The sequence below is a fragment of the Pseudomonas sp. CCNWLW23 genome (assembly GCF_037095675.1).
Classification (GTDB): domain Bacteria; phylum Pseudomonadota; class Gammaproteobacteria; order Pseudomonadales; family Pseudomonadaceae; genus Aquipseudomonas; species Aquipseudomonas atacamensis.
Window position 1 is genome coordinate 42,290 of record NZ_JBAWKM010000026.1, and the last position, 26,451, is coordinate 68,740.

The window sequence follows — 26,451 nt, forward strand, 5'->3', positions numbered from 1 at the left end:
GTGTGGTACGGCGTTTGCTATGGAGCTTTGCGTACGAAGCATCCGTTGCGCGGCGGTAACACTATCAGTGTCAGTCGCGTGATGGGATAGCAACGAATCCGGTGATGGATGTTCGCCAATGGCCGAAACGGGCTTAGCGAACGTGAAAGGGCTACAGCCCGTTCGGCCGATTGGTGAGAAGTGAGTGATCCATGATGTGGATTTTCTCCTACTAGACTCATAGCGAAGGTCTTACGTCGGTTGACCCCAAAAAAAGCCAACACGGGTCAACAACGCCTCAAAAGGGTGCGACAGGACTCAAGCTCCGACACAACAAGAGCAAAACTGGAGGTTTGAATGAAGATGTTGAAATCCACTCTGGCGGTCGTGACTGCTGCAGCAGTACTCGGCGTCAGCGGGTTCGCTCAGGCGGGTGCAACCCTGGATGCGGTACAGAAAAAAGGTTTCGTGCAGTGTGGCGTGAGCGACGGTCTGCCGGGCTTCTCGGTACCGGATGCGACCGGCAAGATTCTCGGCATCGATGCTGACGTCTGCCGCGCTGTGGCGGCAGCCGTTTTCGGCGACGCCAACAAGGTCAAGTTCAGCCAGTTGAACGCCAAGGAGCGCTTCACCGCGCTGCAGTCCGGCGAGATCGACATCCTGTCGCGCAACACCACCATGACCAGTTCCCGTGACGCGGGCATGGGCCTGAAATTCCCGGGCTTCATCACCTACTACGACGGCATCGGCTTCCTGGTGAACAACAAGCTGGGCGTGAAAAGTGCCAAAGAGCTCGACGGCGCGACCATCTGCATCCAGGCCGGTACCACCACCGAACTGAACGTTTCCGACTACTTCCGTGGCAACGGTCTGAAATACACCCCGATCACCTTCGACACCTCCGATGAAAGCGCCAAGTCGCTGGAATCCGGTCGTTGCGACGTGCTGACCTCCGACAAGTCCCAGCTGTTCGCGCAGCGCAGCAAGCTGGCCTCGCCGAAGGACTACGTGGTGCTGCCGGAAACCATTTCCAAGGAACCATTGGGCCCGGTCGTACGTAACGGCGACGACGAGTGGCTGGCGATCGTGCGTTGGGTCGGCTACGCGCTGCTCAATGCCGAAGAAGCCGGCATCACTTCGAAGAACGTCGAAGCTGAAGCCAAGTCCACCAAGAACCCGGACGTAGCCCGTATGCTCGGTGCTGACGGCGAATACGGCAAAGACCTGAAACTGCCGAAAGACTGGGTTGTGCAGATCGTCAAGCAGGTCGGCAACTACGGCGAAATCTTCGAGAAAAACCTCGGCAAGAGCACTCCGCTGGAAATCGACCGTGGCCTGAACGCCCTGTGGAACAACGGCGGCATTCAGTACGCACCACCAGTGCGCTAATGGTTCTATCGCCCGGCGGGCCAACCGCCGGGTGATGTTCTTGTTCCATTTCTTCCGGGGCACTTCATGCAAAATTCAATCGGCGCACCAAAGCAGAGGCTCAGCCTCAGCGATCCACGAGTGCGTGCGTGGCTATTCCAGATCATCACCGTTGTGGCGGTGGTCTCGCTTGGCTGGTACCTGTTCGACAATACGCAAACCAACCTTCAGCACCGGGGCATCACCTCCGGCTTCAGCTTTCTGGAGCGCAGTGCCGGATTCGGCATCGCTCAAACCCTGATCGACTACACCGAAGCGGACAGTTACGCGCGGGTGTTTGTCATCGGCCTGCTCAACACCCTGTTGGTGACCTTTATCGGCGTGATCCTGGCGACGATTCTCGGTTTCATCGTTGGCGTGGCGCGGCTGTCGCAGAACTGGATCATCGCCAAACTGGCGACGGTGTATGTGGAAGTATTCCGCAACATTCCGCCGCTGCTGCAGATCCTGTTCTGGTACTTCGCGGTGTTCCTGACCATGCCGGGGCCGCGCAACAGCCACAACTTCGGCGACACCTTCTTCGTCAGCAGCCGTGGCCTGAACATGCCGGCCGCACTCGCTGCCGACGGCTTCTGGGCGTTCGTGATCAGCATCGTCCTGGCCATTGTCGGCATCGTGCTGATGTGCCGCTGGGCCAACAAGCGTTTCGAAGAAACCGGCGTACCGTTCCACAAGTTCTGGACCGGCCTGGCAATTGCGCTGGTGATCCCGACCCTGTGCGCGCTGATCTTCGGCGCTCCGCTGCACTGGGAAATGCCCGAGCTCAAGGGCTTCAACTTTGTCGGCGGCTGGGTGTTGATCCCGGAACTGCTGGCATTGACCCTGGCGCTCACCGTGTACACCGCAGCGTTCATCGCCGAGATCGTACGTTCCGGGATCAAGTCGGTCAGCCACGGCCAGACCGAAGCAGCGCGTTCCCTCGGCCTGCGCAACGGCCCGACCCTGCGCAAGGTGATCATCCCGCAAGCCCTGCGCGTGATCATTCCGCCGCTGACCAGCCAATACCTGAACCTTGCGAAGAACTCTTCGCTGGCGGCCGGTATCGGTTACCCGGAAATGGTTTCGCTGTTCGCTGGCACCGTGCTCAACCAGACCGGGCAGGCCATCGAAGTGATTGCCATCACCATGAGCGTGTACCTGGCGATCAGTATCAGCATTTCCCTGCTGATGAACTGGTACAACAAGCGCATTGCGCTGATCGAGCGGTAAGGAAAAGCGCATGAGTACTCATACTTTCAAACCCGACATGCCTCCACCGAACAGCAGTATCGGCGTGGTGGCGTGGATGCGCGCAAACATGTTCTCCAGCTGGCTCAACACCCTGCTGACGCTGTTTGCGTTCTACCTGATCTACCTGGTCGTGCCACCGATCCTCAGCTGGGCGATCGTCGATGCCAACTGGGTCGGCACCACCCGCGCCGACTGCACCAAGGAAGGCGCCTGCTGGGTGTTCATTCAGCAGCGTTTCGGCCAGTTCATGTACGGCTACTACCCGACCGAGCTGCGCTGGCGCGTTGATCTGACCGTGTGGCTGGCGGTCATTGGCGCAGCACCGCTGTTCATCTCGCGCGTGCCGCGTAAAGCGGTGTACGGCCTGAGCTTCCTGGTGCTGTACCCGATCATCGCCTTCATCTTGTTGCACGGCGGTTTCGGAATGACCACCGTGCCGACCAGCCAGTGGGGCGGCCTGATGCTGACCCTGGTGATCGCCACCGTCGGCATCGCCGGAGCATTGCCGCTGGGCATCGTGCTGGCGCTGGGACGACGTTCGAACATGCCGGCGATTCGTGTGGTCTGCGTGACTTTCATCGAGTTCTGGCGCGGCGTGCCGTTGATCACGGTGCTGTTCATGTCCTCGGTAATGCTGCCGCTGTTCCTGCCCGAAGGCATGAACTTCGACAAGCTGCTGCGGGCGCTGATCGGCGTGATCCTGTTCCAGTCGGCGTACGTCGCCGAAGTGGTGCGCGGTGGTCTGCAAGCGATTCCCAAAGGGCAGTACGAAGCGGCAGCAGCGATGGGCCTCGGTTACTGGCGTTCGATGGGCCTGGTGATTCTGCCGCAAGCGCTGAAGCTGGTGATTCCGGGCATCGTCAACACGTTCATTGCGCTGTTCAAGGACACCAGCCTGGTGATCATCATCGGCCTGTTCGACCTGCTCAACAGCGTCAAGCAAGCCGCGGCCGACCCGAAATGGCTGGGCATGGCCACCGAAGGCTACGTGTTCGCCGCCCTGGTGTTCTGGATTTTCTGTTTTGGTATGTCGCGCTATTCCATGCATCTGGAACGCAAGCTCGACACTGGCCACAAGCGTTAGGAGTTCTCTGTAAATGAGCGAAGCAATCAAAAAGCCTGTGGGTCCGGAAGGCATTATCCAGATGCAGGGCGTGAACAAGTGGTACGGCCAGTTTCACGTACTCAAAGACATCAACCTCAACGTCAAACAGGGCGAGCGCATCGTCCTGTGCGGCCCGTCGGGTTCCGGTAAGTCGACCACGATTCGTTGCCTGAATCGTCTGGAAGAACACCAGCAGGGCCGCATCGTTGTCGATGGCGTGGAACTGACCAACGACCTCAAGCAGATCGAAGCGATCCGTCGCGAAGTCGGCATGGTGTTCCAGCACTTCAACCTGTTCCCGCACCTGACCATTCTGCAGAACTGCACCCTGGCGCCGATGTGGGTGCGCAAAATGCCCAAGCGCAAGGCCGAAGAAATTGCCATGCATTACCTGGAACGCGTACGCATTCCGGAGCAGGCGCACAAGTACCCGGGGCAACTGTCCGGCGGCCAGCAACAGCGTGTGGCGATCGCCCGCGCCTTGTGCATGAAGCCGAAAATCATGCTGTTTGACGAGCCGACTTCAGCGCTCGATCCGGAAATGGTGAAAGAGGTTCTCGACACCATGATCGGTCTGGCCGAAGACGGTATGACCATGCTCTGCGTGACCCACGAAATGGGCTTTGCCCGCACCGTGGCCAACCGCGTGATCTTCATGGACAAGGGCGAAATCGTTGAACAGGCCGCGCCGAACGATTTCTTCGACAATCCGCAGAATGATCGGACCAAGTTGTTCTTGAGTCAGATTTTGCATTGATGGTTGATAAGTGAAACCAACCCGGCCATGTGCCGGGTTGTTTTTTCGGGGTCAGGAAACCGAAAGGGATTCATGTTCTTTGTGGACGATGTGCTCGAAACCTCTCAAATCTGCACCTTCGCCGAGAGTCTTTGCATCGGTTAGCAAATATGGGTAACGATCCAATAAACGCATCAGCAGTATGAGTGCCTTGGGCGGCAAGATTTCGCCGCGCTCGTAGCGAGAGAATGCGTTATGCCCACCCCCAGATAGCAGTTGCACCGTCTCTTTTTGCGTCAGATGCAATTTGCGGCGAATCCGCTTCATCTCGTCGCCGATCATTTTCCTGGCAGCGATGACCAACTCATCACCTGCGTTGCAATACCGCTCCGCACTATCGGTCTCGGCGTCCCATTCAATCTCACCGCACTTCTGGCATTCCCAGCCAGAAAGATTATCGACACGACGCTCCATGCCTTTGACTTTGAGGGTTTCGCCACGCCCCTGAAAATGGGTCATTCCCTCACGTGCACCGCAGCTGACACATTGCTGGGTTTTCATGGGTTGTTCTCCTTGAAGGAGATCACCGGTGGGCTGCCGCCGGGGCGGTATGTCACCTTGATGTAAATCTCCTGATCTCGTGAATTGATGTGATACACGTCTTGCCAGATTCGATGATCCTCATAAGTAGTCATCGATTTGTACAACATCTTGGTTTGTAGCTCGAAAACAATCTCCTGCATTTCGCTGACATTGAAGCCGAGCTTCTCAGCTGACCATACTGAAGTTTTGGTGAAAGCATTTTGACCCAGTCGCCTCACTTCAGACTTGATCACCGCCAAGTCGTAATGGGGTGTGTTCTTTTCCATAAGAAGCCAAAACCCTGTCCCTGAAATTACCCTTAAAGGGTAATTTTGACCAATCGAAAATGCCGCTCCATGTGTCTCCGATTGACCCTAGGTAGTTGCCGTCCTACATGGGTCTGACTAACATGTCGGAAAATTCATCCTATGATTGGATGAAAAGGCGAGGCTCATGTCCGAAATTTCCCCTTTGATCAAGCGATCTCTGGTCGATCAGGCTTTGGATCAACTGCGTCAGCGCATCAACAGCGGTGCGTGGCAGGTCGGCGAGCGTCTGCCGACCGAGCCTGAGCTGTGCGCCGAGCTGGGCATCAGCCGCAACACCGTGCGCGAAGCCATGCGTGTTCTGGCGTTTTCCGGTCTGATCGAAATTCGCCAGGGCGATGGCAGTTATCTGCGCGCGGTGGTCGATCCGCTGGATACGCTCAAAGCGTTGTCCCGCTGTTCCCTGGAGCAGGCTCGGGAGACCCGGCACATCCTTGAAGTCGAGGCCATCGGCCTGGCGGCGTTGCGTCGTACCGATGAGGATCTGGCGGCGCTGCGTGAAGCGCTCGGCACCAGCGGCAGCCATTACCACGGCGATCTCGACACCTATATCGCCTGCGATCTGGTGTTCCATCGCCGACTGGTCGACGCCGCGCACAACCCGACCCTCAGCGAGTTGTATCGCTACTTCTCCAGCATCGTCGGCGCGCAATTGCGCCAGACCCTGAATATCTCCCCGCGCCGTCAGGAAGTGTTCGATCTGCACATCGACTTGCTCGATGCGGTCGAGCAACGCGACCCGGAACGGGCCAAAGCCTTGTCGAGGCAGTTGATCAATGAACCTTGAAACCGAGAAGACCATGTCCCGCAGTGAGTTATCCACAGCATCGAAACGCACCCCCGAACTTGAAGAGCTGCTGATCGATGCCGAGGCCGACGACGAGCAGGTGCAGCAAAGCCATCCGTTGGTAAAACGTCCGTGGCTGTTGCTGCTCGGGCTGATTCTAGTGGCGCTGAACCTGCGCCCGGCGTTGTCGAGCATGGCGCCATTGCTCAGCGAGGTCTCCAGAAGCCTCGGGCTGTCTGCGGCGCAGGCGGGGTTGCTGACCACGTTGCCGGTGCTGTGCTTGGGCTTGTTCGCACCGCTGGCGCCGATCCTTGCGCGGCGGTTTGGTGCTGAGCGCGTGGTGTTGGGGATTCTGCTGACACTGGCCGGCGGCATCATCCTGCGCAGCAATTTCGGCGAGATCGGGCTGTTCGCCGGCAGCGTGCTTGGCGGCGCCAGCATCGGCATCGTCGGCGTGCTGCTGCCGGGCATCGTCAAGCGCGACTTCGCCAAACACGCCGGGACCATGACCGGCGTCTACACCATGGCGCTGTGCCTGGGCGCAGCGATGGCGGCGGGTTCGACCGTGCCGCTGAGTGAACACTTCGGCAACAGCTGGGCGATGGGCCTGGGCTTCTGGGTGATTCCGGCATTGGTGGCGGCGGTTTTCTGGCTGCCACAAGTCGGCTCCAAACATGGCGCACACAACGTCGCCTACCGCGTGCGCGGGTTGCTGCGTGATCCGCTGGCCTGGCAGGTGACCTTGTACATGGGCCTGCAATCGTCGCTGGCCTACATCGTGTTTGGCTGGTTGCCGTCGATCCTCATCGGTCGCGGGCTGACACCGACTCAGGCCGGATTGGTGCTGTCCGGTTCGGTGATCATTCAGCTGGCCAGTTCGCTGGCCGCGCCGTGGCTGGCGACCCGTGGCAAGGATCAGCGTCTGGCGATCGTGGTGGTCATGGCGCTGACCCTGGCCGGCCTGTTCGGCTGCCTGTACGCACCGATCGAAGGTCTGTGGGGCTGGGCGATTCTGCTCGGGCTGGGGCAGGGCGGTACGTTCAGTCTGGCCCTGACCCTGATCGTGCTGCGCTCGCGCGATTCCCATGTCGCGGCGAACCTGTCGAGCATGTCCCAGGGTTTTGGCTACACCCTGGCGTCCATGGGGCCGTTTGCCGTGGGCGTGGTGCATGACTGGACCGGCGGCTGGAATGCGCTGGGCTGGATTTTCGGCATTATCGGCGCTGGTGCGATCCTGGCCGGGCTGGGTGCTGGGCGGGCGTTGTATGTGCAGGTGCAAAGCGAAAAGATCTGAATGCACTGGGTGCAAATGTGGGAGCGAGCCTGCTCGCGAAAGCGGTGTTCGGTCAACAAAGGTGTTGAATGTTGAATTGCCTTCGCGAGCAGGCTCGCTCCCGCAAGGGTTTTGCATATTGCCGATAGTGTTTCTGCGCGCGGCAGATTATGGTGCTGGCAATCTGTACCTATTTCTTTGGAGATTGCCTTGAGCGAAGCCCATAGCGCCCTGATCACCCGCTTCTACCAAGCCTTGCAGCGCCTTGACGCCGAAGCCATGGCCGCCTGCTACACCGATGATGTGGTCTTCAGCGATCCGGCGTTCGGTGAGTTGCGCGGGCGCGATGCCGGCGACATGTGGCGCATGCTGACTACCCGCGCCAAGGATTTCTCCCTGACCTTCGACAACGTCCGCGCCGACGAACGCAGCGGCGGCGCACACTGGGTCGCGACCTACCTGTTCAGCCAGACCGGCAACATCGTCATCAACGATATCCAGGCGCGCTTCGTGTTCCGTGACGGCAAGATCTGTGAGCACCACGACCACTTCGATCTGTGGCGCTGGTCGCGCCAGGCGTTGGGTTTCAAAGGCCTGCTGCTGGGCTGGACGCCGCTGGTGCGCAACGCCGTCCGCGCCCAGGCGCGCAAGGGACTGAAGGCATTTCAGGCCGGGCGCTGATAAGATCGCCGCCTGTTTTCCTACATGTTCAGATCACCCAAGTGACCAGTCTTAGCGAACAATCCGTCGATGCTGCCGAGCCAGTGAGCAAATCCTGGTTCGTCTACCTCGTGCGTGCCGCCAATGGCTCGTTGTACTGCGGAATCAGCGACGACCCGGTGCGGCGTTTTGCCAAGCACCAGAGCGGCAAGGGCGCGCGGTTCTTTCTCTCCAGCCCGGCGATGGCGCTGGTCTACACCGAACTGTGCCGCGACAAAAGCGATGCTTTGCGCCAGGAACGGCTGATCAAGAAGCTGCGCAAAAGCGCCAAGGAATGCCTCGTCGCGTCTTATCAATCTGACTGATTGGTTCCCATCAGGCAGATCTGTAGGCTGCTAATCCAATGCACGCTAAGCTGCGGGCTCACTATCTGAGCGGCGGAGCCGAGCATGTCCGAGTTGATTCTGCACCATTACCCGACCTCTCCATTCGCCGAGAAGGCCCGCCTGCTGCTGGGCTTCAAAGGCCTGTCCTGGCGTTCGGTGCATATTTCCCCGGTGATGCCAAAGCCGGATCTGACCGCGTTGACCGGTGGCTACCGCAAGACCCCTGTGTTGCAGATCGGTGCTGACATCTATTGCGACACCGCACTGATCGCTCGACGCCTGGAACAGGAAAAAGCCCTGCCGGCGTTCTTCCCCGAGGGTCAGGAAATGACCTGCGCCAGTTTTGCGGCGTGGGCCGATTCGGTGGTGTTCCAGCACGCCGTAAGCCTGGTATTCCAGCCGGAATCGGTGGCGGTGCGTTTCGGCAAATTGCCGCCGGAAGCGATCAAGGCATTCCTGGCCGACCGCGCCGGTCTGTTCAGCGGTGGCAGCGCCACGCGTCTGTCCGCCGAGCAGGCCAAACATCAGTGGCCGACGATCATGGCGCGTCTGGAGCAGCAGTTGCAGCGCGAGCAGGGCGACTTCCTTTTTGGTGAGCCGTCGATTGCTGACTTCGCCCTGGCGCATCCGATGTGGTTCCTCAAGGCGACCCACGTGACGGCGCCGCTGGTGGATGAATACCCGGCGGTGGCGGCGTGGCTGGGTCGGGTGCTGGGGTTCGGCCATGGCGCAGCGAGCGAGATGTCTTCCGCCGAGGCACTGGAGGTCGCGCATAACGCGACGCCAGCGGCATTGCCGGATGAGCGGTTCGTTGATCCGAACGGCTTCAAGGCGGGCCAGCAAGTGGCAATTGCCGCTATCGATTACGGCGTTGATCCGGTGGTGGGCGAGCTGCTGTTTGCTGGCAGTGAAGAGCTGATCATTCGCCGTGAAGACGAACGTGGCGGCGTGGTGCATGTGCACTTTCCGCGCTTTGGGTTCCGTATCGAGGCGCGCTGATTTATCAAGTCAGCGGCAAAACCTGTGGGAGCGAGCCTGCTCGCGAAGACGATGGATCATTCAACATTGTTGTTGGCTGATGCAGCGCTTTCGCGAGCAGGCTCGCTCCCACATTGGTTATTTCAGGGCGGCGAGGATTTCGTCCGGATCGAACCCGCGAATCAACGTACCGTTCACATCAATCAGCGGAATCCCGCGTCCACCCAATGCCTCATACGCCTTGCGCGCATCGGCATCCTTCTCGATGTCGTACTCCTTGAACGGTATGCCCTTGCTGTCGAGAAAGCGTTTGGTCTGTTTGCAGTAGCCGCACCAGTCGGTGGCATAGAGCACGACATTGGCTTGCGCCCGGGTCTGCTGCGAGACCATCTGCGAGGGATTGAACACTCGCTCGATCTTGCCCCAGTTCTGATAAACCACGACCACCAGCAGCACCAGGGCGACTTTTTTCAGCACGTTGCCGAGCATCAGTTACGCCGCTTCAACTGGTCGGTCAGCGAAGTCGGCAGGCCTTTGATGATCAGGGTGCCGTTCTCTTCGTCGTACTCGATCTTCGAACCCAGCAGATGCGCTTCGAAGCTGATCGACAGGCCTTCGGCGCGGCCGGTGAAGCGGCGGAATTGATTGAGGGTGCGCTTGTCTGCCGGAATCTCTGGCGAGAGGCCGTAGTCCTTGTTGCGAATGTGGTCGTAGAAGGCCTTCGGGCGTTCTTCGTCGATCAGCTCCGACAGCTCCTCAAGGCCCATCGGTTCGCCGAGCTTGGCCTGGCTGCTGGCGTAGTCGACCAGAGTCTTGGTTTTCTCGCGGGCCGAGTCTTCCGGCAGGTCTTCGCTCTCGACAAAGTCGCTGAAGGCTTTGAGCAGGGTGCGGGTCTCGCCGGGGCCGTCGACGCCTTCCTGGCAGCCGATGAAGTCGCGGAAGTATTCCGAGACCTTCTTGCCATTCTTGCCCTTGATGAACGAAATGTACTGTTTGGACTGCTTGTTGTTCTGCCACTCGGAAACGTTGATCCGCGCGGCCAGATGCAACTGGCCAAGGTCGAGATGGCGCGAAGGCGTCACGTCGAGCTCATCGGTCACCGCCACGCCTTCGCTGTGGTGCAGCAGGGCGATTGCCAGATAGTCGGTCATCCCTTGCTGATAGTGGGCGAACAGCACGTGGCCGCCCACCGACAGGTTGGATTCTTCCATCAGCTTCTGCAGATGCTCGACCGCCACTTTACTGAACGCGGTGAAGTCACGGCCGCCGTCCATGTACTCCTTCAGCCAGCCGCTGAACGGGAACGCGCCGGATTCCGGATGGAACAGGCCCCAGGCTTTGCCCTGTTTGGCGTTGTAGCTTTCGTTGAGGTCGGCGAGCATGTTTTCGATGGCTGCGGACTCGGCCAGTTCAGAGTCACGGGCGTGCAGAACTGCGGGCGTGCCGTCGGGTTTTTTGTCGATCAGGTGGACGATGCAATGACGGATCGGCATGGGCTTCTCGGCTGTTGGAAGGGAGGAGGGCAGGCTCCCCCGAAAAAGCGCTCAGTGTACCGCAACCACTGGTTTTGGCGCGGGTTGCAGGGCAAAACCGGGGCGCGCGCCCGGCCTTAAGCGGTTTTTTACCGATTTAGCGCAATAAAGCTGACCAAATGGGTAGCTAGAGGCGGATATTTCCTTGTCGCTGTGCTAGTTTTGCCCGGTCTTACGCGAAGTCACTGCGTTAAGCGTGCATTCAGCATTTGTCAGGTCGAACCAAACCCTGATTTCGGCATCTATAACCCGACTCGTCGTGGTTATCGCCGAGGGTGCCAGATCCAGAAGATCGGGCATGATGGCTGACACTGCACTCTGCAATCCATATGAATTTGATAGGGAAGGAACACTACATGGCTCTTACTAAAGACCAACTGATCGCCGACATCGCTGAAGCTATCGACGCGCCGAAAACCACCGCGCGTAACGCTCTGGACCAACTGGGCCAAATCGTTGCCGATCAGCTGGAAAACGGCGGCGAAATCACCTTGCCAGGTATCGGCAAGCTGAAAGTGACCGAGCGTCCTGCCCGCACCGGCCGTAACCCTTCGACTGGCGCTGCCATCGAAATCCCTGCAAAGAAAGTGATCAAGCTGGTTGTGGCCAAAGGCCTGACCGACGCTGTGAACAAGTAAGACGCAGCGATAAAAAAAACCGTGCTTCGGAGTGATCCGGGGCACGGTTTTTTTGTGTCTGCGATTTGACGGTCAAGTCGCGGGCAAATGTGGGAGCGAGCCTGCTCGCGAAAGCGGTGGGTCAGTCGATATTGAAGCTGACTGACACGCTGCCTTCGCGAGCAGGCTCGCTCCCACAGGGGGATCTGCTGTGTCTTAGCGCACCCAGCGCTCACGCCGCCAGATCTGCTGCTCGGACTTGGTCTGGAAGGTCCAGGCGACAAAGCGGCTCTGCTTCTGCCCCTGCGACATCTCCACGACCTGGCTTTCCAGCACGCCGGCCTTCTTCAGTGCCGTCTCGATGGCCGGCAGGTTCGAGGCCTTCGACACCAGGGTGCTGAACCACAACACCTTGTGCTGGAAGTTCGCGCTCTCGGCAATCAACTGCGTCACGAAGCGCGCTTCACCGCCTTCACACCACAGCTCCGCCGATTGTCCGCCGAAGTTCAGCACCGGCAGCTTGCGTTTCGGGTCGGCCTTGCCCAAGGCGCGCCACTTGCGCTCGCTGCCCTTGGTCGCTTCTTCCATCGAGGCGTGGAACGGCGGGTTGCACATGGTCAGGTCAAAACGCTCGCCCGGCTCCAGCAAGCCGATAAGGATGTGCTTGCGGTTTTCCTGCTGGCGCAGCTGGATCACTTTGCTCAGATCATTGGACTGCACGATGGCTCGCGCCGCCGCCACGGCTGTCGGGTCGATCTCCGAGCCGAGGAAGTGCCAGCGGTATTCGCTGTTGCCAATCAGCGGATACACGCAGTTGGCGCCCATGCCGATGTCCAGCACATTGACGATCGCACCGCGCGGCACCTTACCGTCGTTCATGCTCGCCAGCAGGTCGGCGAGAAAGTGCACATAGTCGGCACGCCCCGGAACCGGAGGGCACAGATAGTCGGCCGGGATGTCCCAATGCTGAATGCCATAGAACGCCTTGAGCAGCGCCCGATTGAACACCCGCACCGCGTCGGGGCTGGCGAAGTCGATGCTTTCCTTGCCGTACGGGTTGGTGATCACGTACTTGGCCAGTTCCGGCGTGGTCTTGATCAGTGCCGGAAAGTCGTAACGACCCTGATGGCGATTGCGCGGATGCAGGCTGGCCTTGTCGCGCGGCTCGACGGCTTTGCTCGGGGACGCGGCGTCAGGCTTCTTGCGCGCAGGTTTGGGTGTGCGGGGGGTGGTCATGGGCGTGGTCGATTCGGGTATGGCTGAAAGTGGCGGGCATTGTCCCACATCTGAAGGCAACACCGTTCAAACTGTGGGAGCGAGCCTGCTCGCGAACGCGGTTTTACATCTGACAGATTTGTCGGCTGACACGCCGCTTTCGCGAGCAGGCTCGCTCCCACAGGGGACTCGAGGTTTTGCAGGAATAAAAAAGGGAGGCCACCTGGGCCTCCCTTCTTCAGTGCGATTTGCCGTTACAGACTGGCAATCCGCGCGTGCTGCTCGGCCAGTTTGCCCAGGGCCTGTTCGGCCTCGGCCAGTTTGGCGCGTTCCTTCTCGATGACTTCGGCCGGGGCCTTGTCGACGAATCCTGCGTTGGAGAGCTTGCCGCCAACGCGTTGGACTTCGCCCTGCAGACGCAGGATTTCCTTGTCCAGACGCGCCAGTTCCGCGCCCTTGTCGATCAGACCGGCCATTGGCACCAGCACTTCCATCTCGCCCACCAATGCGGTGGCGGACAGCGGTGCTTCTTCGCCAGCGGCGAGTACGGTGATCGATTCCAGGCGCGCCAGCTTCTTCAGCAGCGCTTCGTTCTCGGACAAGCGGCGCTGGTCTTCAGTGCTGACGTTCTTCAGGAAGATCGGCAGTGGCTTGCCCGGGCCGATGTTCATCTCGCCACGAATGTTGCGCGTGCCGAGCATCAGTTCCTTGAGCCATTCGATGTCGTTTTCCGCCGCCGGATCGATGCGCTCCTCGTTGGCCACCGGCCAAGGCTGCAGCATGATCGTTTTGCCCTGAATACCGGCCAGCGGCGCGATACGCTGCCAGATTTCCTCAGTGATAAACGGCATGAACGGATGCGCCAGACGCAGCGCCACTTCCAGCACGCGCACCAGCGTCCGGCGAGTACCGCGCTGACGTTCGACCGGCGCGTTCTCGTCCCACAGCACAGGCTTGGACAGTTCCAGATACCAGTCGCAGTATTGGTTCCAGATGAACTCGTACAGCGCTTGCGCGGCGAGGTCGAAACGGAACTGATCCAGTTGGCGGGTCACTTCGGCTTCGGTGCGTTGCAACTGCGAGATGATCCAGCGATCAGCCAACGACAGCTCGTAGGCTTCGCCGTTCTGGCCGCAATCTTCGCCCTTGTCCAGAACGTAACGCGCGGCGTTCCAGATCTTGTTGCAGAAGTTGCGATAGCCTTCGACGCGACCCATGTCGAACTTGATGTCGCGACCGGTCGAGGCCAGCGAACAGAAGGTAAAGCGCAGGGCGTCGGTGCCGTAGCTTTCGATGCCATTGGCGAATTCTTCGCGGGTGGCTTTCTCGATCTTCTTCGCCAGTTTCGGTTGCATCAGGCCCGAAGTGCGCTTCTGCACCAGGGTTTCCAGGTCGATGCCGTCGATGATGTCCAGCGGGTCAAGGACGTTGCCCTTGGACTTGGACATCTTCTGGCCCTGGCCGTCGCGCACCAGACCGTGTACGTACACAGTTTTGAACGGAACCTGCGGCGTGCCGTCTTCGTTCTTCATCAGGTGCATGGTCATCATGATCATCCGGGCAACCCAGAAGAAAATGATGTCGAAACCGGTGACCAGCACGTCGGTGGAGTGGAATTTCTTCAGGAACTCGGTCTGCTCAGGCCAGCCCAGGGTCGAGAAGGTCCACAGCCCGGAGCTGAACCAGGTGTCGAGTACGTCGTTGTCCTGTTGCAGCGCAACGTCCGGGCCGAGGTTGTGCTTGGCACGCACTTCGGCTTCGTCGCGACCGACGTAGACTTTGCCCGACTCGTCGTACCAGGCCGGAATCCGGTGGCCCCACCACAGCTGACGGCTGATGCACCAGTCCTGGATGTCGCGCATCCACGAGAAGTACATGTTTTCGTACTGCTTGGGCACGAACTGGATGCGACCGTCTTCAACGGCAGCAATCGCCGGCTCGGCCAGAGGCTTGGTCGATACGTACCACTGGTCGGTCAGCCACGGTTCGATGACCGTGCCGGAGCGATCGCCTTTCGGCGTTTTCAGGTTGTGATCGTTGACGCTCACCAGCAGGCCGGCAGCGTCGAACGCGGCGACGATCTGCTTGCGCGCCTCGAAACGCTCCAGCCCGGCGAACTCCGCCGGAATCTTGCCGTCGATGCTCTCGTTCAGCGTGCCGTCAAGGTTGAACACCTGCGCGGCAGGCAGCACGTTGGCGTTCTTGTCGAAGATGTTCAGCAGCGGCAGGTTGTGGCGCTTGCCGACTTCGTAGTCGTTGAAATCGTGGGCCGGGGTGATTTTCACGCAGCCGGTGCCGAATTCAGGATCGCAGTAATCGTCGGCGATGATCGGGATGCGCCGGCCAACCAGTGGCAGCTCGACGAATTTGCCGATCAGCGCTTTGTAGCGCTCGTCGTTCGGGTTAACCGCGACGGCGGAGTCGCCGAGCATGGTTTCCGGACGGGTGGTGGCGACGATCAGGAAGCCATTGCCCTCGGCGGTTTTCACACCATCGGCCAATGGGTATTTCAGGTTCCACAGGAAACCTTTCTCTTCGTGGTTTTCCACTTCGAGGTCAGAAATCGCCGTGTGCAGTTTGGTGTCCCAGTTGACCAGGCGCTTGCCGCGGTAGATCAGGCCGTCTTCATGCAGGCGCACGAAGGCTTCCTTGACCGCTTCCGAGAGGCCGTCGTCCATGGTGAAGCGCTCGCGGCTCCAGTCGACGGACGAGCCGAGGCGGCGGATCTGCCGGCTGATGTTGCCGCCGGACTGATCTTTCCATTCCCAGACTTTTTCGAGGAATTTTTCCCGGCCCAGATCGTGACGATTCTGGCCCTGGGCTTCGAGCTGACGCTCCACCAGCATCTGCGTGGCGATACCGGCGTGGTCGGTGCCCGGCTGCCACAGGGTGTCGCGACCCTGCATGCGGCGGAAACGGATCAACGCGTCCATGATCGCGTTGTTGAAGCCGTGACCCATGTGCAGGCTGCCGGTGACGTTCGGCGGCGGGATCATGATGGTGTAGGACTCGCCCGCGCCTTGCGGGGCGAAGTAGTTCTCGGACTCCCAGGTCTTGTACCAGGAAGTTTCAATGGCGTGCGGCTGGTAGGTCTTATCCATGCGCGGCGGGACCCTATTGGCATTTATTCAGGAAAAGCCGGGAAGTATAGCGGGGCATGGTGCCGAGGGCGAGCGGGGGAGGTCTGGCGGAGATCTAAATGCAGGAGCTGCCGAAGGCTGCGATCTTTTGATCTTGTTTTTTGTGAAAGCAAAGTCAAAAGATCGCAGCCTTCGGCAGCTCCTGCACTAGCGGCTTACTCGTACTGGCTGAGCAGCCGCTCCATCCGCGCATCGAGGCGGCGTTTGATTTCGGTCTCGATGTGCGGGGCGAAGTCGTCGATCACGTCTTGCATGATCAATTGCGCGGCGGCGCGCAGTTCGCTGTCCAGGTGCAGCAAGGCATCCGGGCCTTTATCGACCGGTGCGGCAGCCGGCGGCGCCGGCGGCGCTGGTGGCGGCTCGACGGCCGCCGGCTGATTGCCGACGGAATCGAACAGCATCGGAATCTGTTCCTGTTCGCCGTCATCGACCGTATCGGTCAAAAGCGGCGGTTGCAGGTTGTCATCGCCGAGCAACTGGCGGATCGATTCAAGATCGTCCAGCAGATGTGCGGACTTCTGTTGCGGTTTCGGAGTGTCCATTGGAGTGCTCAGAGTCGCTGTAAACGGTGGTCTTGCAGAGAATAGCCCTGTTCGCGGTAGAAACGGAAACTCTCCCGCGCCGCCGCTCGGATGGTCGGATCTTCCACCACCACTTCCGCCACGCGGGCGAATTTGCTGGCGAAGGCCGGGACTTTCAGGTCGAGATTGACCAGCAGATCCTGATGCTCACCGCAGTCTTGCCCGAGTCCCAGCACGATCAAACCGTCCGGTTCGCTGTCGGCCGGGCCGTGGGGCACGAAGCTTTCACCCTTGAATGCCCACAGACGCGCATCGAGATCGTCGCGCTGGGCCGCATCGCTGCAATGCAGGTAGATGCGGTGGCCCATGCGCCAGGCTTTCTCGGTGAGCTTGCAGGCGAAATCCAGGCGCGCTGAAGGATCGGCGCTGGGCAGGATATAGAAGTCGACTTTGGTCATTGCGGTTCCAGAGCGGCAAGTGGCGTCACCCGAGAGTGACGCCACCTTTCAGCGGTTTCAGGCCTTGGCGCGATCGAGCAGGTACTGGGTCAGCAGTGGAACCGGACGGCCGGTGGCGCCTTTGTCCTTGCCGCCGCTGGTCCATGCCGTGCCGGCGATGTCCAGGTGCGCCCAGTTGAGGTTCTTGGTGAAGCGCGACAGGAAGCAGGCGGCAGTGATGGTGCCTGCCTTCGGCCCGCCAATGTTGGCGATGTCGGCGAACGGGCTGTCCAGCTGCTCTTGATACTCATCGAACAGCGGCAGTTGCCAGGCGCGGTCGTCGGCAGCCTTGCCGGCGCTGAGCAGTTGGTCGATCAGCTCGTCGTTGTTGCCCAGCAGGCCGGACGTGTGCGCGCCCAAGGCAACTACGCAAGCACCGGTCAGGGTGGCGATGTCGATCACCGCTTGTGGCTTGAAGCGCTCGGCGTAGGTCAGCGCATCGCACAGCACCAGACGGCCTTCAGCGTCGGTGTTGAGGATTTCCACGGTCTGGCCGCTCATGGTAGTGACGATATCGCCCGGCCGCGAAGCATTGCCGCTCGGCATGTTTTCGGCGCAGGCGAGGATGCACACCAGATTGATCGGCAGTTTCAGCTCAAGCACAGCACGCAAGGTACCGAACACGGAGGCAGCGCCGCCCATGTCGTATTTCATCTCGTCCATGCCGGCGCCCGGCTTCAGGCTGATGCCGCCGGTGTCGAAGGTGATGCCCTTGCCGACCAGCGCGTATGGCTTCTCGGATTTCTTGCCGCCGTTGTATTGCATGACGATCAGGCGCGGCGGCTGGGCGCTGCCCTGGCCCACAGCGTAGAACGAGCCCATGCCGAGGGATTTGATCTTCTTCTCGTCGAGCACTTCGACTTTCAGATCCTTGAACTCTTTGCCCAGGTTCTTGGCTTGTTCGCCCATGAAGGTCGGGTGGCAGATGTTCGGTGGCAGGTTGCCCAGATCGCGGGTGAAGGCCATGCCGTTGGCGATGGCGGTGGCGTGGTTCACGGCACGCTGCACTTCGGCTTGCGCAGCCTTGATGGTCAGCAGAGTGATTTTCTTCAGGGCGCGCGGTTCGGCTTTCTGGCTCTTGAACTGGTCGAAGGTGTAGCCGCCGTCGACCAGGGTTTCTGCCAGCAGGCGAGTCTTGCCGTAGCTGTCGCGACCTTTGACGATGACTTCATCCAGCGCCAGCACGGCATCACCGCCGCCCAGGCCTTTGAGGGTGTTGAGGATGCCGGCAACGATTTTGCGGAACGGACGGTCGCCCAGTTCTTCGTCCTTGCCCACGCCGACCAGCAACACGCGCTCGGCTTTCAGGTTCGGCAGGCTGTGCAGCAGCAGGCTCTGACCGACCTTGCCAGCCAGGTCGCCACGCTTGAGCACGGCGCTGATCGCGCCACCGCTCGACTCGTCAACCAGTCTGGCGGCGACACCGAGTTTGCGGCCTTCGCCGACGGCAACCACCAGGGTGGCGGTTTTCAACGTTTCTGGGCTAACGCTTTTTACAACCAGTTCCATGTCCGGATCCCTGAATGAATGGTCAACACGCAGGCGTTCGACGCTGTCCGCAGTCGCCTGCTTATAGATAGAAGAGGCGCAGGCCAAAGCCTGCGACAAGGGCCGCAGTTTGAACCTCGCTCCCCGCGCCTGACAACCCTCAGCAAAGGATTACAGCGATGGATGAGTGTGCGCAGTGACAGGCGCACCCAATCACAGGATAATGCCGCATCTTTTTTCGACCGCTCTGCATGGCGGGCCGGTCGATGTGTTTGCTTGTTTGGCCGCCTTAGCCTGACAACCCTGGAGTGTCTGGTTTGATCGTCTTCCGTTATCTGTCCCGCGAAGTCCTGTTGACCCTCAGCGCCGTAAGTGCCGTGCTGCTGGTCATCATCATGAGCGGTCGCTTCATCAAATACCTGGCGCAGGCTGCGGCCGGTCAGCTCGATCCGGGCTCGCTGTTCCTGATCATGGGCTTTCGTCTGCCGGGTTTCCTGCAACTGATTCTGCCGCTGGGCCTGTTCCTCGGGATCCTGCTGGCCTACGGTCGCCTGTACCTCGAAAGCGAAATGACCGTGCTCTCGGCCACCGGCATGAGCCAGCAGAAGCTGTTTCGCATGACCCTGTTTCCGGCAACGCTGGTGGCACTGGTGGTGGCTTGGTTGAGCCTCGGCCTGGCTCCGCAGGGCGCCAACCAGTTTCAGTTGCTGCTGAACAAGCAGGACGCGCTGACCGAGTTCGATACCCTCGAACCTGGACGCTTCCAGGCCTTGCGCGACGGCACCCGAGTGACTTACACCGAAACCCTGAGCGACGACCGCGTCAATCTCGGTAGCGTGTTCATCTCGCAGAAGAACCTCGGCGCCGATAAAAAGGACCGCGGGATTTCCGTGCTGGTGGCCGAGTCGGGCCGTCAGGAAATCCGCCCCGATGGCAATCGCTACCTGATCCTCGACAACGGCTATCGCTATGACGGCAGCCCGGGGCAAGCCGATTACCGCGCCATTCATTACGAAACCTACGGCGTGCTGCTGCCCAAGCCGGACGTCAGCGAAGAAGTCACCGATCGCGATGCGATGCCGACCTCGTCCCTGTGGGGCAGTGATGACATCCGTTCAAAAACCGAGCTGCAATGGCGCATGTCCCTGCCTTTGCTGGTATTCATCGTGACCCTGATGGCGGTGCCGCTGTCGCGGGTGAATCCGCGTCAGGGGCGTTTCCTCAAGCTGCTGCCGGCGATTCTTCTTTATATGGCTTACCTGACCATCCTGATTGCCGCTCGCGGCGCCCTTGAAAAAGGCAAGATTCCGCCAGCCCTCGGCCTGTGGTGGGTACACGCGATCTTCCTGGTGATCGGCCTCGGCCTGCTTTATTGGGAGCCGCTGCGCCTGAAGCTGGCCAGCCGTCGCAGTGCTGCGCTGGAGGTGGCCCGTGGTTAAACTCGACCGCTATATCGGCAGCAGCGTGTTCATGGCGATCATCGCCGTGCTGGCGATCATCCTCGGCCTGGCAACGCTTTTCGCCTTCATCGATGAAATGGGCGACGTCAGCGACACCTACACCTTGGTCGACGTGCTCGGTTTTGTATTGCTCACCGCACCGCGCCGGCTCTATGAAATGCTGCCGATGGCGGCATTGATCGGCTGCCTGATCGGTCTCGGCAGTCTGGCCAGCAGCAGTGAGCTGACAGTCATGCGCGCTGCTGGCGTGTCGATCGGCCGTATCGTCTGGGCCGTCATGAAACCGATGCTGGTGCTGATGCTCGTCGGCGTGCTGATCGGCGAATACGTCGCCCCGGCCACCGAAAGCATGGCCCAGGCCAATCGCTCGCTGGCCCAGGGCAGCGGCGACGCGCAAAGCGCCAAGCACGGTATGTGGCACCGTCAGGGTGAAGAATTCATCCACATCAACGCCGTTCAACCGAACGGTCTGTTGTACGGCGTGACGCGTTATCACTTCGACAAAGAGCGCCATCTGCTCAGCTCCAGCTTCGCCAAAAAGGCTGAGTTTGACGGCAGCAAGTGGCAGCTCACTGACGTTGCCACCACGCTGTTCCACGAGCGCAGCACCGAGGTCGTCAACGCCCCGAGCGAGGAATGGGACGTGGCGTTGAGCCCGCAGCTGCTCAGCACCGTGGTCATGGCGCCGGAATCGCTGTCGATCAGCGGTCTGTGGGGCTACATCCACTATCTGGCCGAGCAGGGCCTGAGCAACGGCCGTTACTGGCTGGCATTTTGGGTCAAGGTGTTGCAGCCGCTGGTGACTGCCGCGCTGGTGCTGATGGCGATCTCGTTCATCTTCGGTCCACTGCGTTCGGTGACCCTCGGTCAGCGGGTCTTCACCGGCGTGCTGGTGGGCTTCACCTTCCGCATCGTCCAGGATCTGCTGGGGCCATCGAGTCTGGTGTTCGGTTTCTCGCCGCTGTTTGCGGTGCTGGTGCCGGCCGGCGTGTGTGCGCTGGCGGGTGTCTGGCTGCTCAGACGCGCGGGCTGATGAACAAGCTTTCATTGAGCGCTTGAACCCTGAAAACGCCTCGGTCGCCAGACCGGGGCGTTTTTGCATGCGATCCGGGTGACAGGCGAACGTGACGCTTGCGCCGTGTATCAGGTACAATTCCCGGCTATTTTTCGGCGGGCCAAGCCTGCAGCCTTTTTGAGTGTTGATCCGTGAGTGATTTGAGTCATATCCGCAATTTCTCCATCATCGCCCACATTGACCATGGCAAGTCGACGCTGGCTGACCGTTTCATCCAGATGTGCGGCGGCCTGGCCGAGCGTGAAATGGAAGCCCAGGTACTGGATTCCATGGATCTTGAGCGTGAACGCGGGATCACCATCAAGGCCCACAGCGTTACCCTCTATTACAAAGCCAAAGACGGCATCACCTACCAGCTGAACTTCATTGACACCCCGGGCCACGTCGACTTCACCTATGAAGTCAGCCGTTCCCTGGCCGCGTGCGAAGGCGCCTTGCTGGTGGTCGATGCGGGGCAGGGCGTCGAAGCCCAGTCCGTGGCCAACTGCTACACCGCCATCGAGCAGGGCCTGGAGGTCATGCCGGTCCTGAACAAGATCGACCTGCCCCAGGCCGAGCCGGATCGCGTCAAGGACGAGATCGAGAAGATCATCGGCATCGACGCCACCGACGCCGTCACCTGCAGCGCCAAGACCGGCCTGGGTGTCGACGAAGTGCTCGAGCGTCTGGTGCACACCATTCCTGCGCCGACCGGCAACATCGAAGATCCGCTGCAAGCGTTGATCATCGACTCCTGGTTCGACAACTACCTGGGCGTTGTTTCCCTGGTACGCGTGCGCCACGGCCGTGTGAAGAAGGGCGACAAGATTCTGGTCAAGTCCACCGGCAAGGTGCACCTGGTCGACAGCGTCGGCGTGTTCAACCCGAAGCACACCGCCACCGTTGATCTGAAGGCCGGCGAAGTGGGCTTCATCATCGCCAGCATCAAGGACATTCACGGTGCGCCGGTCGGTGACACCCTGACCCTGAGCTCCACGCCGGACGTTCCGGTGCTGCCGGGCTTCAAACGCATTCAGCCACAGGTTTACGCCGGTCTGTTCCCGGTCAGTTCCGACGACTTCGAGGATTTCCGCGAAGCGCTGCAGAAGCTGACCCTGAACGACTCGTCGCTGCAGTACACCCCGGAAAGCTCCGACGCCCTGGGCTTCGGCTTCCGTTGCGGCTTCCTCGGCATGCTGCACATGGAAATCATCCAGGAGCGCCTCGAGCGCGAATACGACCTGGACCTGATCACCACCGCGCCGACAGTAATTTTCGAACTGGTGTTGAAAACCGGTGAAACGATTTACGTCGACAACCCGTCGAAGCTTCCGGATGTGTCGGCGATCGAGGACATGCGCGAGCCAATCGTGCGCGCCAATATCCTCGTACCGCAGGAACACTTGGGCAACGTGATCACCCTGTGCATCGAGAAACGCGGTGTTCAGGTCGACATGCTGTTCCTCGGCAATCAGGTGCAAGTGACCTACGACCTGCCGATGAACGAAGTGGTCCTGGACTTCTTCGACCGTCTCAAATCCACCAGCCGCGGCTATGCTTCGCTGGACTACCATTTCGATCGTTACCAATCGGCTAATCTGGTGAAACTGGACGTGCTGATCAACGGCGACAAGGTCGATGCCCTGGCATTGATCGTGCACCGTGACAATTCGCACTTCAAAGGTCGCCAGTTGACCGAGAAGATGAAAGAACTGATTCCTCGTCAGATGTTCGACGTGGCGATCCAGGCCGCCATCGGTGGTCAGATCGTGGCGCGGACAACCGTCAAGGCGCTCAGAAAGAACGTATTGGCCAAATGCTACGGCGGTGACGTCAGTCGTAAGAAGAAACTGCTCGAGAAGCAGAAGGCCGGTAAGAAACGCATGAAACAGGTCGGCAACGTGGAAATTCCACAGGAAGCCTTCCTCGCCGTGCTCAGGTTGGAATAATCAGGTCCTATGTCGCTAAATTTCCCGCTGTTGCTGGTCATCGCCGTGTTCGTCTGCGGCCTGTTGGCGTTGCTTGATCTGCTGTTCCTGGCACCGCGTCGGCGTGCTGCCATTGCCTCTTATCAAGGCAGTGTCAGCCAGCCCGAGCCTGTGGTGGTCGAGAAGCTGAACAAAGAGCCGCTGCTGGTCGAATACGGCAAGTCGTTCTTTCCGGTGCTGTTCATCGTGCTGGTGCTGCGTTCGTTCCTGGTGGAGCCGTTCCAGATCCCGTCCGGCTCGATGAAACCGACCCTGGATGTCGGCGACTTCATTCTGGTGAACAAGTTTTCCTACGGCATTCGTCTGCCGGTGATCGACAAGAAGATCATCGAAGTCGGTGACCCGCAGCGCGGCGATGTGATGGTGTTCCGCTACCCGAGCGACCCGAACGTCAACTACATCAAGCGTGTGGTCGGCCTGCCGGGTGACACGGTGCGTTACACCGCCGACAAGCGTCTGTTCGTCAACGGCGAATCGATTGCCGAGAAGATGGTCGGCGCCGAGGCGGGTTCGCTGGGCAGCGCGGAGCTCTATCAGGAAAAACTCGGCGCAGCCGAACACCTGATCCGTAAGGAAATGAGCCGCTACCGCGCCACCCCGGACCGTTCGTGGACAGTGCCTGCCGGGCACTACTTCATGATGGGCGACAACCGCGACAATTCGAATGACAGCCGCTACTGGGATGATCCGAACATTCCCAAGGATCTGCTGGGCATGGTTCCCGACAAGAATATTGTCGGCAAGGCCTTCGCGGTCTGGATGAGCTGGCCAGAGCCGAAACTCAGCCACCTGCCGAATTTCTCGCGGGTTGGCCTGATCAAGTAATCAAACACGGCGCTGTTGACCACAGCGCCGAATGCATTTCTGGAGCCGGCACAATCGGCTTCGCAATCGCCAGGATTTATTTTTTGAACACAGCGTTAATTGTCCCAGGCCTGCGCCGTACCCCGGCGATGGCAGTGGAAACCAGCCACGAACTCAGCGTGGGTAAACCGTGAGCGTTTCTCTAAGCCGTCTCGAGCGCCAGCTCGGTTACACCTTCAAGGATCAGGAGCTGATGCTGCTGGCCCTCACGCACCGCAGTTTTGCCGGGCGCAACAACGAGCGTCTGGAGTTCCTCGGTGATGCCATCCTCAACTTCGTCGCTGGCGAGGCGCTGTTCGATCGCTTCCCGCTGGCCCGCGAAGGCCAGTTGTCGCGTTTGCGCGCACGGCTGGTAAAAGGTGAGACCCTGGCCGTACTGGCTCGCGGTTTCGACCTCGGCGATTATCTGCGCCTGGGTTCGGGTGAACTGAAGAGCGGTGGTTTCCGCCGTGAATCGATTCTCGCCGATGCCCTCGAAGCTCTGATCGGTGCGATCTACCTCGATGCCGGCATGGACGTCGCCCGCGAGCGCGTGCTGGCCTGGCTGGCCGGCGAATTCGAAGGCCTGACGCTGGTCGACACCAACAAGGATCCGAAAACCCGCTTGCAGGAACACCTGCAATCGCGCGGTTGCGAACTGCCACGCTACGAAGTGGTGGATATCCAGGGCGAACCGCACTGCCGTACCTTCTTCGTCGAATGCGAAGTGGTCTTACTGAATGAAAAAAGCCGAGGTCAGGGTGTGAGCCGTCGTATTGCCGAACAGGTAGCGGCCGCCGCAGCACTGATTGCCCTGGGCGTGGAGAATGGCAATGACTGATACAAACGCAACTCGCTGTGGCTACGTTGCCATCGTCGGCCGTCCCAACGTCGGCAAGTCGACGTTGCTCAACCACATCCTTGGCCAGAAGCTCGCGATCACTTCGCGCAAGCCGCAGACCACCCGCCACAACATGCTCGGGATCAAGACCGAGGGCGACGTGCAGGCGATCTACGTCGACACCCCGGGCATGCACAAGGGGGGCGAAAAGGCCCTGAACCGTTACATGAACAAAACCGCTTCGGCGGCGTTGAAAGATGTTGACGTGGTGATCTTCGTCGTCGACCGTACCAAGTGGACCGACGAAGACCAGATGGTTCTGGAGCGTGTGCAATACGTGACCGGCCCGCTGATCGTCGCGCTGAACAAGACCGATCGTATCGAAGACAAAGCCGAGTTGATGCCGCACCTGAGCTGGTTGCAGGAACAGCTGCCGAACGCGCAGATCATCCCGATTTCCGCGCAGCACGGGCACAACCTCGAAGCGCTGGAAAAGGTCATCGCCGATCACTTGCCGGAGAATGATCACTTCTTCCCGGAAGACCAGATCACCGACCGCAGCAGCCGTTTCCTTGCCGCCGAACTGGTGCGCGAGAAAATCATGCGCCAGATGGGCGCCGAGCTGCCGTACCAGATCACCGTCGAAATCGAAGAATTCAAGCAGCAGGGCAAGACATTGCACATCCACGCGCTGATTCTCGTCGAGCGTGACGGCCAGAAGAAAATCATCATTGGCGACAAGGGCGAGCGCATCAAGCGCATCGGCACCGAAGCGCGCAAGGACATGGAGCTGCTGTTCGACTCCAAGATCATGCTCAACCTGTGGGTCAAGGTGAAGGGCGGCTGGTCCGATGACGAGCGCGCGCTGCGTTCGCTGGGTTATGGCGACCTGTAAGTAGCGATCTCGAAAACACCGCTACTCACTGTGGGAGCGAGCCTGCTCGCGAAGAGGATGTAACATTCAGCATTGATGTTGACTGTCACTCCGCTTTCGCGAGCAGGCTCGCTCCCACAGTGGTTTTGGGTTGTATGTAAAACCGCGTTTCTTCATCGAGAACTCAATGTCGCAAAACCCGCCTCCCGCCCAACCCGCCTACGTCCTGCATTCGCGCGCCTATCGCGAAACCAGCGCACTGGTCGATTTCCTCACGCCGCAAGGTCGGCTGCGGGCGGTGTTGCGCAGTGCGCGGGGCAAGGCCGGGACGCTGGCACGGCCGTTCGTGGCGCTGGAGGTCGAGTTCCGTGGCAAGGGCGAGCTGAAGAATGTCGGGCGCATGGAGAGTTCTGGCACCTCTGCGTGGCTCAATGGCGAGGCGCTGTTCAGCGGTCTCTACCTCAACGAATTGTTGATCCGCCTGTTGCCTGCCGAGGATCCGCATCCTGCAGTATTTGATCATTACGCCGCGACCTTGCTGGCGCTGGCCGAAGGTCGGCCGCTGGAACCGTTGCTGCGCTCCTTCGAATGGCGTCTGCTGGATGATCTCGGCTACGGCTTCTCCATGAATACCGACATCCACGGCGAGCCTGTCGCGCCTGACGGTCTCTATCGCCTGCAAGTCGATGCCGGTCTCGAAAGGGTGTATCTGCTGCAACCAGGCTTGTTCAACGGTACCGAACTGCTGGCCATGGCCGAAGCCGACTGGTCGGCGCCCGGTGCGCTGTCGGCGGCCAAGCGTCTGATGCGCCAGGCCCTGGCAGTGCATTTGGGCGGGCGTCCGCTTGTCAGTCGCGAGCTGTTTCGCAAGCCCTGATATGCTGTGCGCCGAACCTCTCAATTCAGGAGCG

The 26,451-nt window shown here is 60.0% G+C and carries 26 protein-coding genes; 17 read left to right on the plus strand and 9 right to left on the minus strand.

The genetic code is table 11. From position 1 onward, the window contains the following. Window positions 1-336 precede the first annotated feature (336 nt). The 4 genes from V8J63_RS24785 (at window position 337) to V8J63_RS24800 (ending at window position 4,499) form a co-directional block, all read left to right on the plus strand. A complete protein-coding gene (locus tag V8J63_RS24785) occupies window positions 337-1,368 on the plus strand; it encodes an amino acid ABC transporter substrate-binding protein (protein ID WP_016771583.1) in 1,032 nt (343 codons plus the stop codon). Window positions 1,369-1,434: 66 nt separating this feature from the next. Further along, on the plus strand, window positions 1,435-2,616 hold the full coding sequence (locus V8J63_RS24790; RefSeq protein ID WP_071174462.1) for an amino acid ABC transporter permease: 1,182 nt from the start codon (window positions 1,435-1,437) through the stop codon (window positions 2,614-2,616). 10 nt (window positions 2,617-2,626) lie between these two features. Further along, complete coding sequence (locus tag V8J63_RS24795; RefSeq protein ID WP_110600243.1) at window positions 2,627-3,721, plus strand: amino acid ABC transporter permease; 1,095 nt, start codon at window positions 2,627-2,629, stop codon at window positions 3,719-3,721. 13 nt (window positions 3,722-3,734) lie between these two features. After that, window positions 3,735-4,499: an amino acid ABC transporter ATP-binding protein gene (locus tag V8J63_RS24800; RefSeq protein ID WP_016771581.1), complete on the plus strand. Its 765-nt coding sequence runs from the start codon at window positions 3,735-3,737 to the stop codon at window positions 4,497-4,499. A 51-nt stretch (window positions 4,500-4,550) separates the two neighbouring features. On the opposite strand, the gene V8J63_RS24805 is transcribed toward V8J63_RS24800, so the two are convergent. Next, the gene (locus V8J63_RS24805; RefSeq protein WP_125918308.1) at window positions 4,551-5,039 is read right to left on the minus strand and encodes a type II toxin-antitoxin system MqsA family antitoxin; all 489 of its coding nucleotides are present in this window, start codon (window positions 5,037-5,039) and stop codon (window positions 4,551-4,553) included. Next, on the minus strand, window positions 5,036-5,347 hold the full coding sequence (locus tag V8J63_RS24810; protein ID WP_336464777.1) for a type II toxin-antitoxin system MqsR family toxin: 312 nt from the start codon (window positions 5,345-5,347) through the stop codon (window positions 5,036-5,038). Before V8J63_RS24810 ends, V8J63_RS24805 begins: the two co-directional genes overlap by 4 nt. Before the next feature lie 166 nt (window positions 5,348-5,513). Here V8J63_RS24810 and V8J63_RS24815 point away from each other — a divergent pair, with 166 nt between their 5' ends. The 5 genes from V8J63_RS24815 to V8J63_RS24835 all read left to right on the plus strand — a co-directional run bounded on the left by V8J63_RS24815 (window position 5,514) and on the right by V8J63_RS24835 (window position 9,491). Then, a complete protein-coding gene (locus tag V8J63_RS24815; protein ID WP_262139228.1) occupies window positions 5,514-6,173 on the plus strand; it encodes a FadR/GntR family transcriptional regulator in 660 nt (219 codons plus the stop codon). Continuing rightward, entirely contained in the window at window positions 6,163-7,467 is a 1,305-nt protein-coding gene (locus V8J63_RS24820; protein WP_123443481.1) for a CynX/NimT family MFS transporter, read from the plus strand. Before V8J63_RS24815 ends, V8J63_RS24820 begins: the two co-directional genes overlap by 11 nt. Window positions 7,468-7,656: 189 nt before the next feature. After that, window positions 7,657-8,127: a nuclear transport factor 2 family protein gene (locus tag V8J63_RS24825; protein WP_336464778.1), complete on the plus strand. Its 471-nt coding sequence runs from the start codon at window positions 7,657-7,659 to the stop codon at window positions 8,125-8,127. A gap of 41 nt (window positions 8,128-8,168) precedes the next feature. Then, entirely contained in the window at window positions 8,169-8,471 is a 303-nt protein-coding gene (locus V8J63_RS24830) for a GIY-YIG nuclease family protein (protein WP_073473642.1), read from the plus strand. 84 nt (window positions 8,472-8,555) lie between these two features. Then, window positions 8,556-9,491, plus strand: coding sequence for a glutathione S-transferase family protein (locus tag V8J63_RS24835; protein WP_336464779.1), 936 nt, complete (start codon window positions 8,556-8,558; stop codon window positions 9,489-9,491). Between the two features lie 117 nt (window positions 9,492-9,608). On the opposite strand, the gene V8J63_RS24840 is transcribed toward V8J63_RS24835, so the two are convergent. Both V8J63_RS24840 and yejK read right to left on the minus strand, forming a co-directional pair. Next, window positions 9,609-9,959: a glutaredoxin family protein gene (locus tag V8J63_RS24840; RefSeq protein WP_073473638.1), complete on the minus strand. Its 351-nt coding sequence runs from the start codon at window positions 9,957-9,959 to the stop codon at window positions 9,609-9,611. After that, window positions 9,959-10,963: a nucleoid-associated protein YejK gene (gene yejK, locus V8J63_RS24845; protein ID WP_016771572.1), complete on the minus strand. Its 1,005-nt coding sequence runs from the start codon at window positions 10,961-10,963 to the stop codon at window positions 9,959-9,961. The genes V8J63_RS24840 and yejK overlap by 1 nt, the downstream gene beginning before the upstream one ends. Window positions 10,964-11,358: 395 nt before the next feature. Between yejK and V8J63_RS24850 the strand changes: the two genes are divergently transcribed. After that, window positions 11,359-11,640 (plus strand): HU family DNA-binding protein, encoded by a 282-nt coding sequence (locus tag V8J63_RS24850; protein ID WP_003221909.1) that lies wholly within the window; start codon window positions 11,359-11,361, stop codon window positions 11,638-11,640. Window positions 11,641-11,835: 195 nt separating this feature from the next. Here V8J63_RS24850 and rlmF read toward each other — a convergent pair whose 3' ends face one another. The 5 genes from rlmF to V8J63_RS24875 all read right to left on the minus strand — a co-directional run bounded on the left by rlmF (window position 11,836) and on the right by V8J63_RS24875 (window position 18,501). After that, window positions 11,836-12,855: a 23S rRNA (adenine(1618)-N(6))-methyltransferase RlmF gene (gene rlmF / locus V8J63_RS24855; RefSeq protein WP_130887706.1), complete on the minus strand. Its 1,020-nt coding sequence runs from the start codon at window positions 12,853-12,855 to the stop codon at window positions 11,836-11,838. Between the two features lie 233 nt (window positions 12,856-13,088). Beyond that, the gene (locus V8J63_RS24860; RefSeq protein ID WP_197891442.1) at window positions 13,089-15,935 is read right to left on the minus strand and encodes a valine--tRNA ligase; all 2,847 of its coding nucleotides are present in this window, start codon (window positions 15,933-15,935) and stop codon (window positions 13,089-13,091) included. A gap of 194 nt (window positions 15,936-16,129) precedes the next feature. After that, a complete protein-coding gene (locus tag V8J63_RS24865; RefSeq protein WP_336464780.1) occupies window positions 16,130-16,516 on the minus strand; it encodes a DNA polymerase III subunit chi in 387 nt (128 codons plus the stop codon). An 8-nt stretch (window positions 16,517-16,524) separates the two neighbouring features. After that, on the minus strand, window positions 16,525-16,953 hold the full coding sequence (locus V8J63_RS24870; RefSeq protein WP_016771568.1) for a DNA polymerase III subunit chi: 429 nt from the start codon (window positions 16,951-16,953) through the stop codon (window positions 16,525-16,527). A gap of 57 nt (window positions 16,954-17,010) precedes the next feature. Then, window positions 17,011-18,501, minus strand: a complete 1,491-nt coding sequence (locus tag V8J63_RS24875) for a leucyl aminopeptidase (RefSeq protein ID WP_039759172.1) — start codon at window positions 18,499-18,501, stop codon at window positions 17,011-17,013. A gap of 296 nt (window positions 18,502-18,797) precedes the next feature. On the opposite strand from V8J63_RS24875, the gene lptF reads away from it, so the two are divergent. From lptF to recO, 7 genes are all read left to right on the plus strand, one after another. Continuing rightward, a complete protein-coding gene (lptF, locus tag V8J63_RS24880) occupies window positions 18,798-19,919 on the plus strand; it encodes an LPS export ABC transporter permease LptF (RefSeq protein WP_016771566.1) in 1,122 nt (373 codons plus the stop codon). Further along, window positions 19,912-20,973: an LPS export ABC transporter permease LptG gene (gene lptG, locus V8J63_RS24885; RefSeq protein WP_336464781.1), complete on the plus strand. Its 1,062-nt coding sequence runs from the start codon at window positions 19,912-19,914 to the stop codon at window positions 20,971-20,973. Before lptF ends, lptG begins: the two co-directional genes overlap by 8 nt. A gap of 173 nt (window positions 20,974-21,146) precedes the next feature. Continuing rightward, window positions 21,147-22,943 (plus strand): translation elongation factor 4, encoded by a 1,797-nt coding sequence (gene lepA, locus V8J63_RS24890; RefSeq protein ID WP_016771564.1) that lies wholly within the window; start codon window positions 21,147-21,149, stop codon window positions 22,941-22,943. 9 nt (window positions 22,944-22,952) lie between these two features. Continuing rightward, a complete protein-coding gene (lepB, locus tag V8J63_RS24895) occupies window positions 22,953-23,807 on the plus strand; it encodes a signal peptidase I (protein ID WP_016771563.1) in 855 nt (284 codons plus the stop codon). 169 nt (window positions 23,808-23,976) lie between these two features. Further along, window positions 23,977-24,666 (plus strand): ribonuclease III, encoded by a 690-nt coding sequence (gene rnc, locus V8J63_RS24900; RefSeq protein WP_024011703.1) that lies wholly within the window; start codon window positions 23,977-23,979, stop codon window positions 24,664-24,666. Then, window positions 24,659-25,561, plus strand: a complete 903-nt coding sequence (era, locus tag V8J63_RS24905; RefSeq protein ID WP_016771562.1) for a GTPase Era — start codon at window positions 24,659-24,661, stop codon at window positions 25,559-25,561. Before rnc ends, era begins: the two co-directional genes overlap by 8 nt. A 166-nt stretch (window positions 25,562-25,727) precedes the next feature. After that, on the plus strand, window positions 25,728-26,417 hold the full coding sequence (recO, locus tag V8J63_RS24910; protein WP_110600235.1) for a DNA repair protein RecO: 690 nt from the start codon (window positions 25,728-25,730) through the stop codon (window positions 26,415-26,417). Window positions 26,418-26,451: the final 34 nt, after the last annotated feature.

Excerpts from the sequence above, each read along its gene's own strand:
- V8J63_RS24785 (WP_016771583.1), top strand. The coding sequence starts at position 337 with ATGAAGATGTTGAAATCCACTCTGGCGGTCGTGACTGCTGCAGCAGTA.
- V8J63_RS24790 (WP_071174462.1), top strand. The coding sequence starts at position 1,435 with ATGCAAAATTCAATCGGCGCACCAAAGCAGAGGCTCAGCCTCAGCGAT.
- V8J63_RS24795 (WP_110600243.1), top strand. The coding sequence starts at position 2,627 with ATGAGTACTCATACTTTCAAACCCGACATGCCTCCACCGAACAGCAGT.
- V8J63_RS24800 (WP_016771581.1), top strand. The coding sequence starts at position 3,735 with ATGAGCGAAGCAATCAAAAAGCCTGTGGGTCCGGAAGGCATTATCCAG.
- V8J63_RS24805 (WP_125918308.1), bottom strand. The coding sequence starts at position 5,039 with ATGAAAACCCAGCAATGTGTCAGCTGCGGTGCACGTGAGGGAATGACC.
- V8J63_RS24810 (WP_336464777.1), bottom strand. The coding sequence starts at position 5,347 with ATGGAAAAGAACACACCCCATTACGACTTGGCGGTGATCAAGTCTGAA.
- V8J63_RS24815 (WP_262139228.1), top strand. The coding sequence starts at position 5,514 with ATGTCCGAAATTTCCCCTTTGATCAAGCGATCTCTGGTCGATCAGGCT.
- V8J63_RS24820 (WP_123443481.1), top strand. The coding sequence starts at position 6,163 with ATGAACCTTGAAACCGAGAAGACCATGTCCCGCAGTGAGTTATCCACA.
- V8J63_RS24835 (WP_336464779.1), top strand. The coding sequence starts at position 8,556 with ATGTCCGAGTTGATTCTGCACCATTACCCGACCTCTCCATTCGCCGAG.
- V8J63_RS24840 (WP_073473638.1), bottom strand. The coding sequence starts at position 9,959 with ATGCTCGGCAACGTGCTGAAAAAAGTCGCCCTGGTGCTGCTGGTGGTC.
- yejK (WP_016771572.1), bottom strand. The coding sequence starts at position 10,963 with ATGCCGATCCGTCATTGCATCGTCCACCTGATCGACAAAAAACCCGAC.
- V8J63_RS24850 (WP_003221909.1), top strand. The coding sequence starts at position 11,359 with ATGGCTCTTACTAAAGACCAACTGATCGCCGACATCGCTGAAGCTATC.
- rlmF (WP_130887706.1), bottom strand. The coding sequence starts at position 12,855 with ATGACCACCCCCCGCACACCCAAACCTGCGCGCAAGAAGCCTGACGCC.
- V8J63_RS24860 (WP_197891442.1), bottom strand. The coding sequence starts at position 15,935 with ATGGATAAGACCTACCAGCCGCACGCCATTGAAACTTCCTGGTACAAG.
- V8J63_RS24865 (WP_336464780.1), bottom strand. The coding sequence starts at position 16,516 with ATGGACACTCCGAAACCGCAACAGAAGTCCGCACATCTGCTGGACGAT.
- V8J63_RS24870 (WP_016771568.1), bottom strand. The coding sequence starts at position 16,953 with ATGACCAAAGTCGACTTCTATATCCTGCCCAGCGCCGATCCTTCAGCG.
- V8J63_RS24875 (WP_039759172.1), bottom strand. The coding sequence starts at position 18,501 with ATGGAACTGGTTGTAAAAAGCGTTAGCCCAGAAACGTTGAAAACCGCC.
- lepB (WP_016771563.1), top strand. The coding sequence starts at position 22,953 with ATGTCGCTAAATTTCCCGCTGTTGCTGGTCATCGCCGTGTTCGTCTGC.
- era (WP_016771562.1), top strand. The coding sequence starts at position 24,659 with ATGACTGATACAAACGCAACTCGCTGTGGCTACGTTGCCATCGTCGGC.
- recO (WP_110600235.1), top strand. The coding sequence starts at position 25,728 with ATGTCGCAAAACCCGCCTCCCGCCCAACCCGCCTACGTCCTGCATTCG.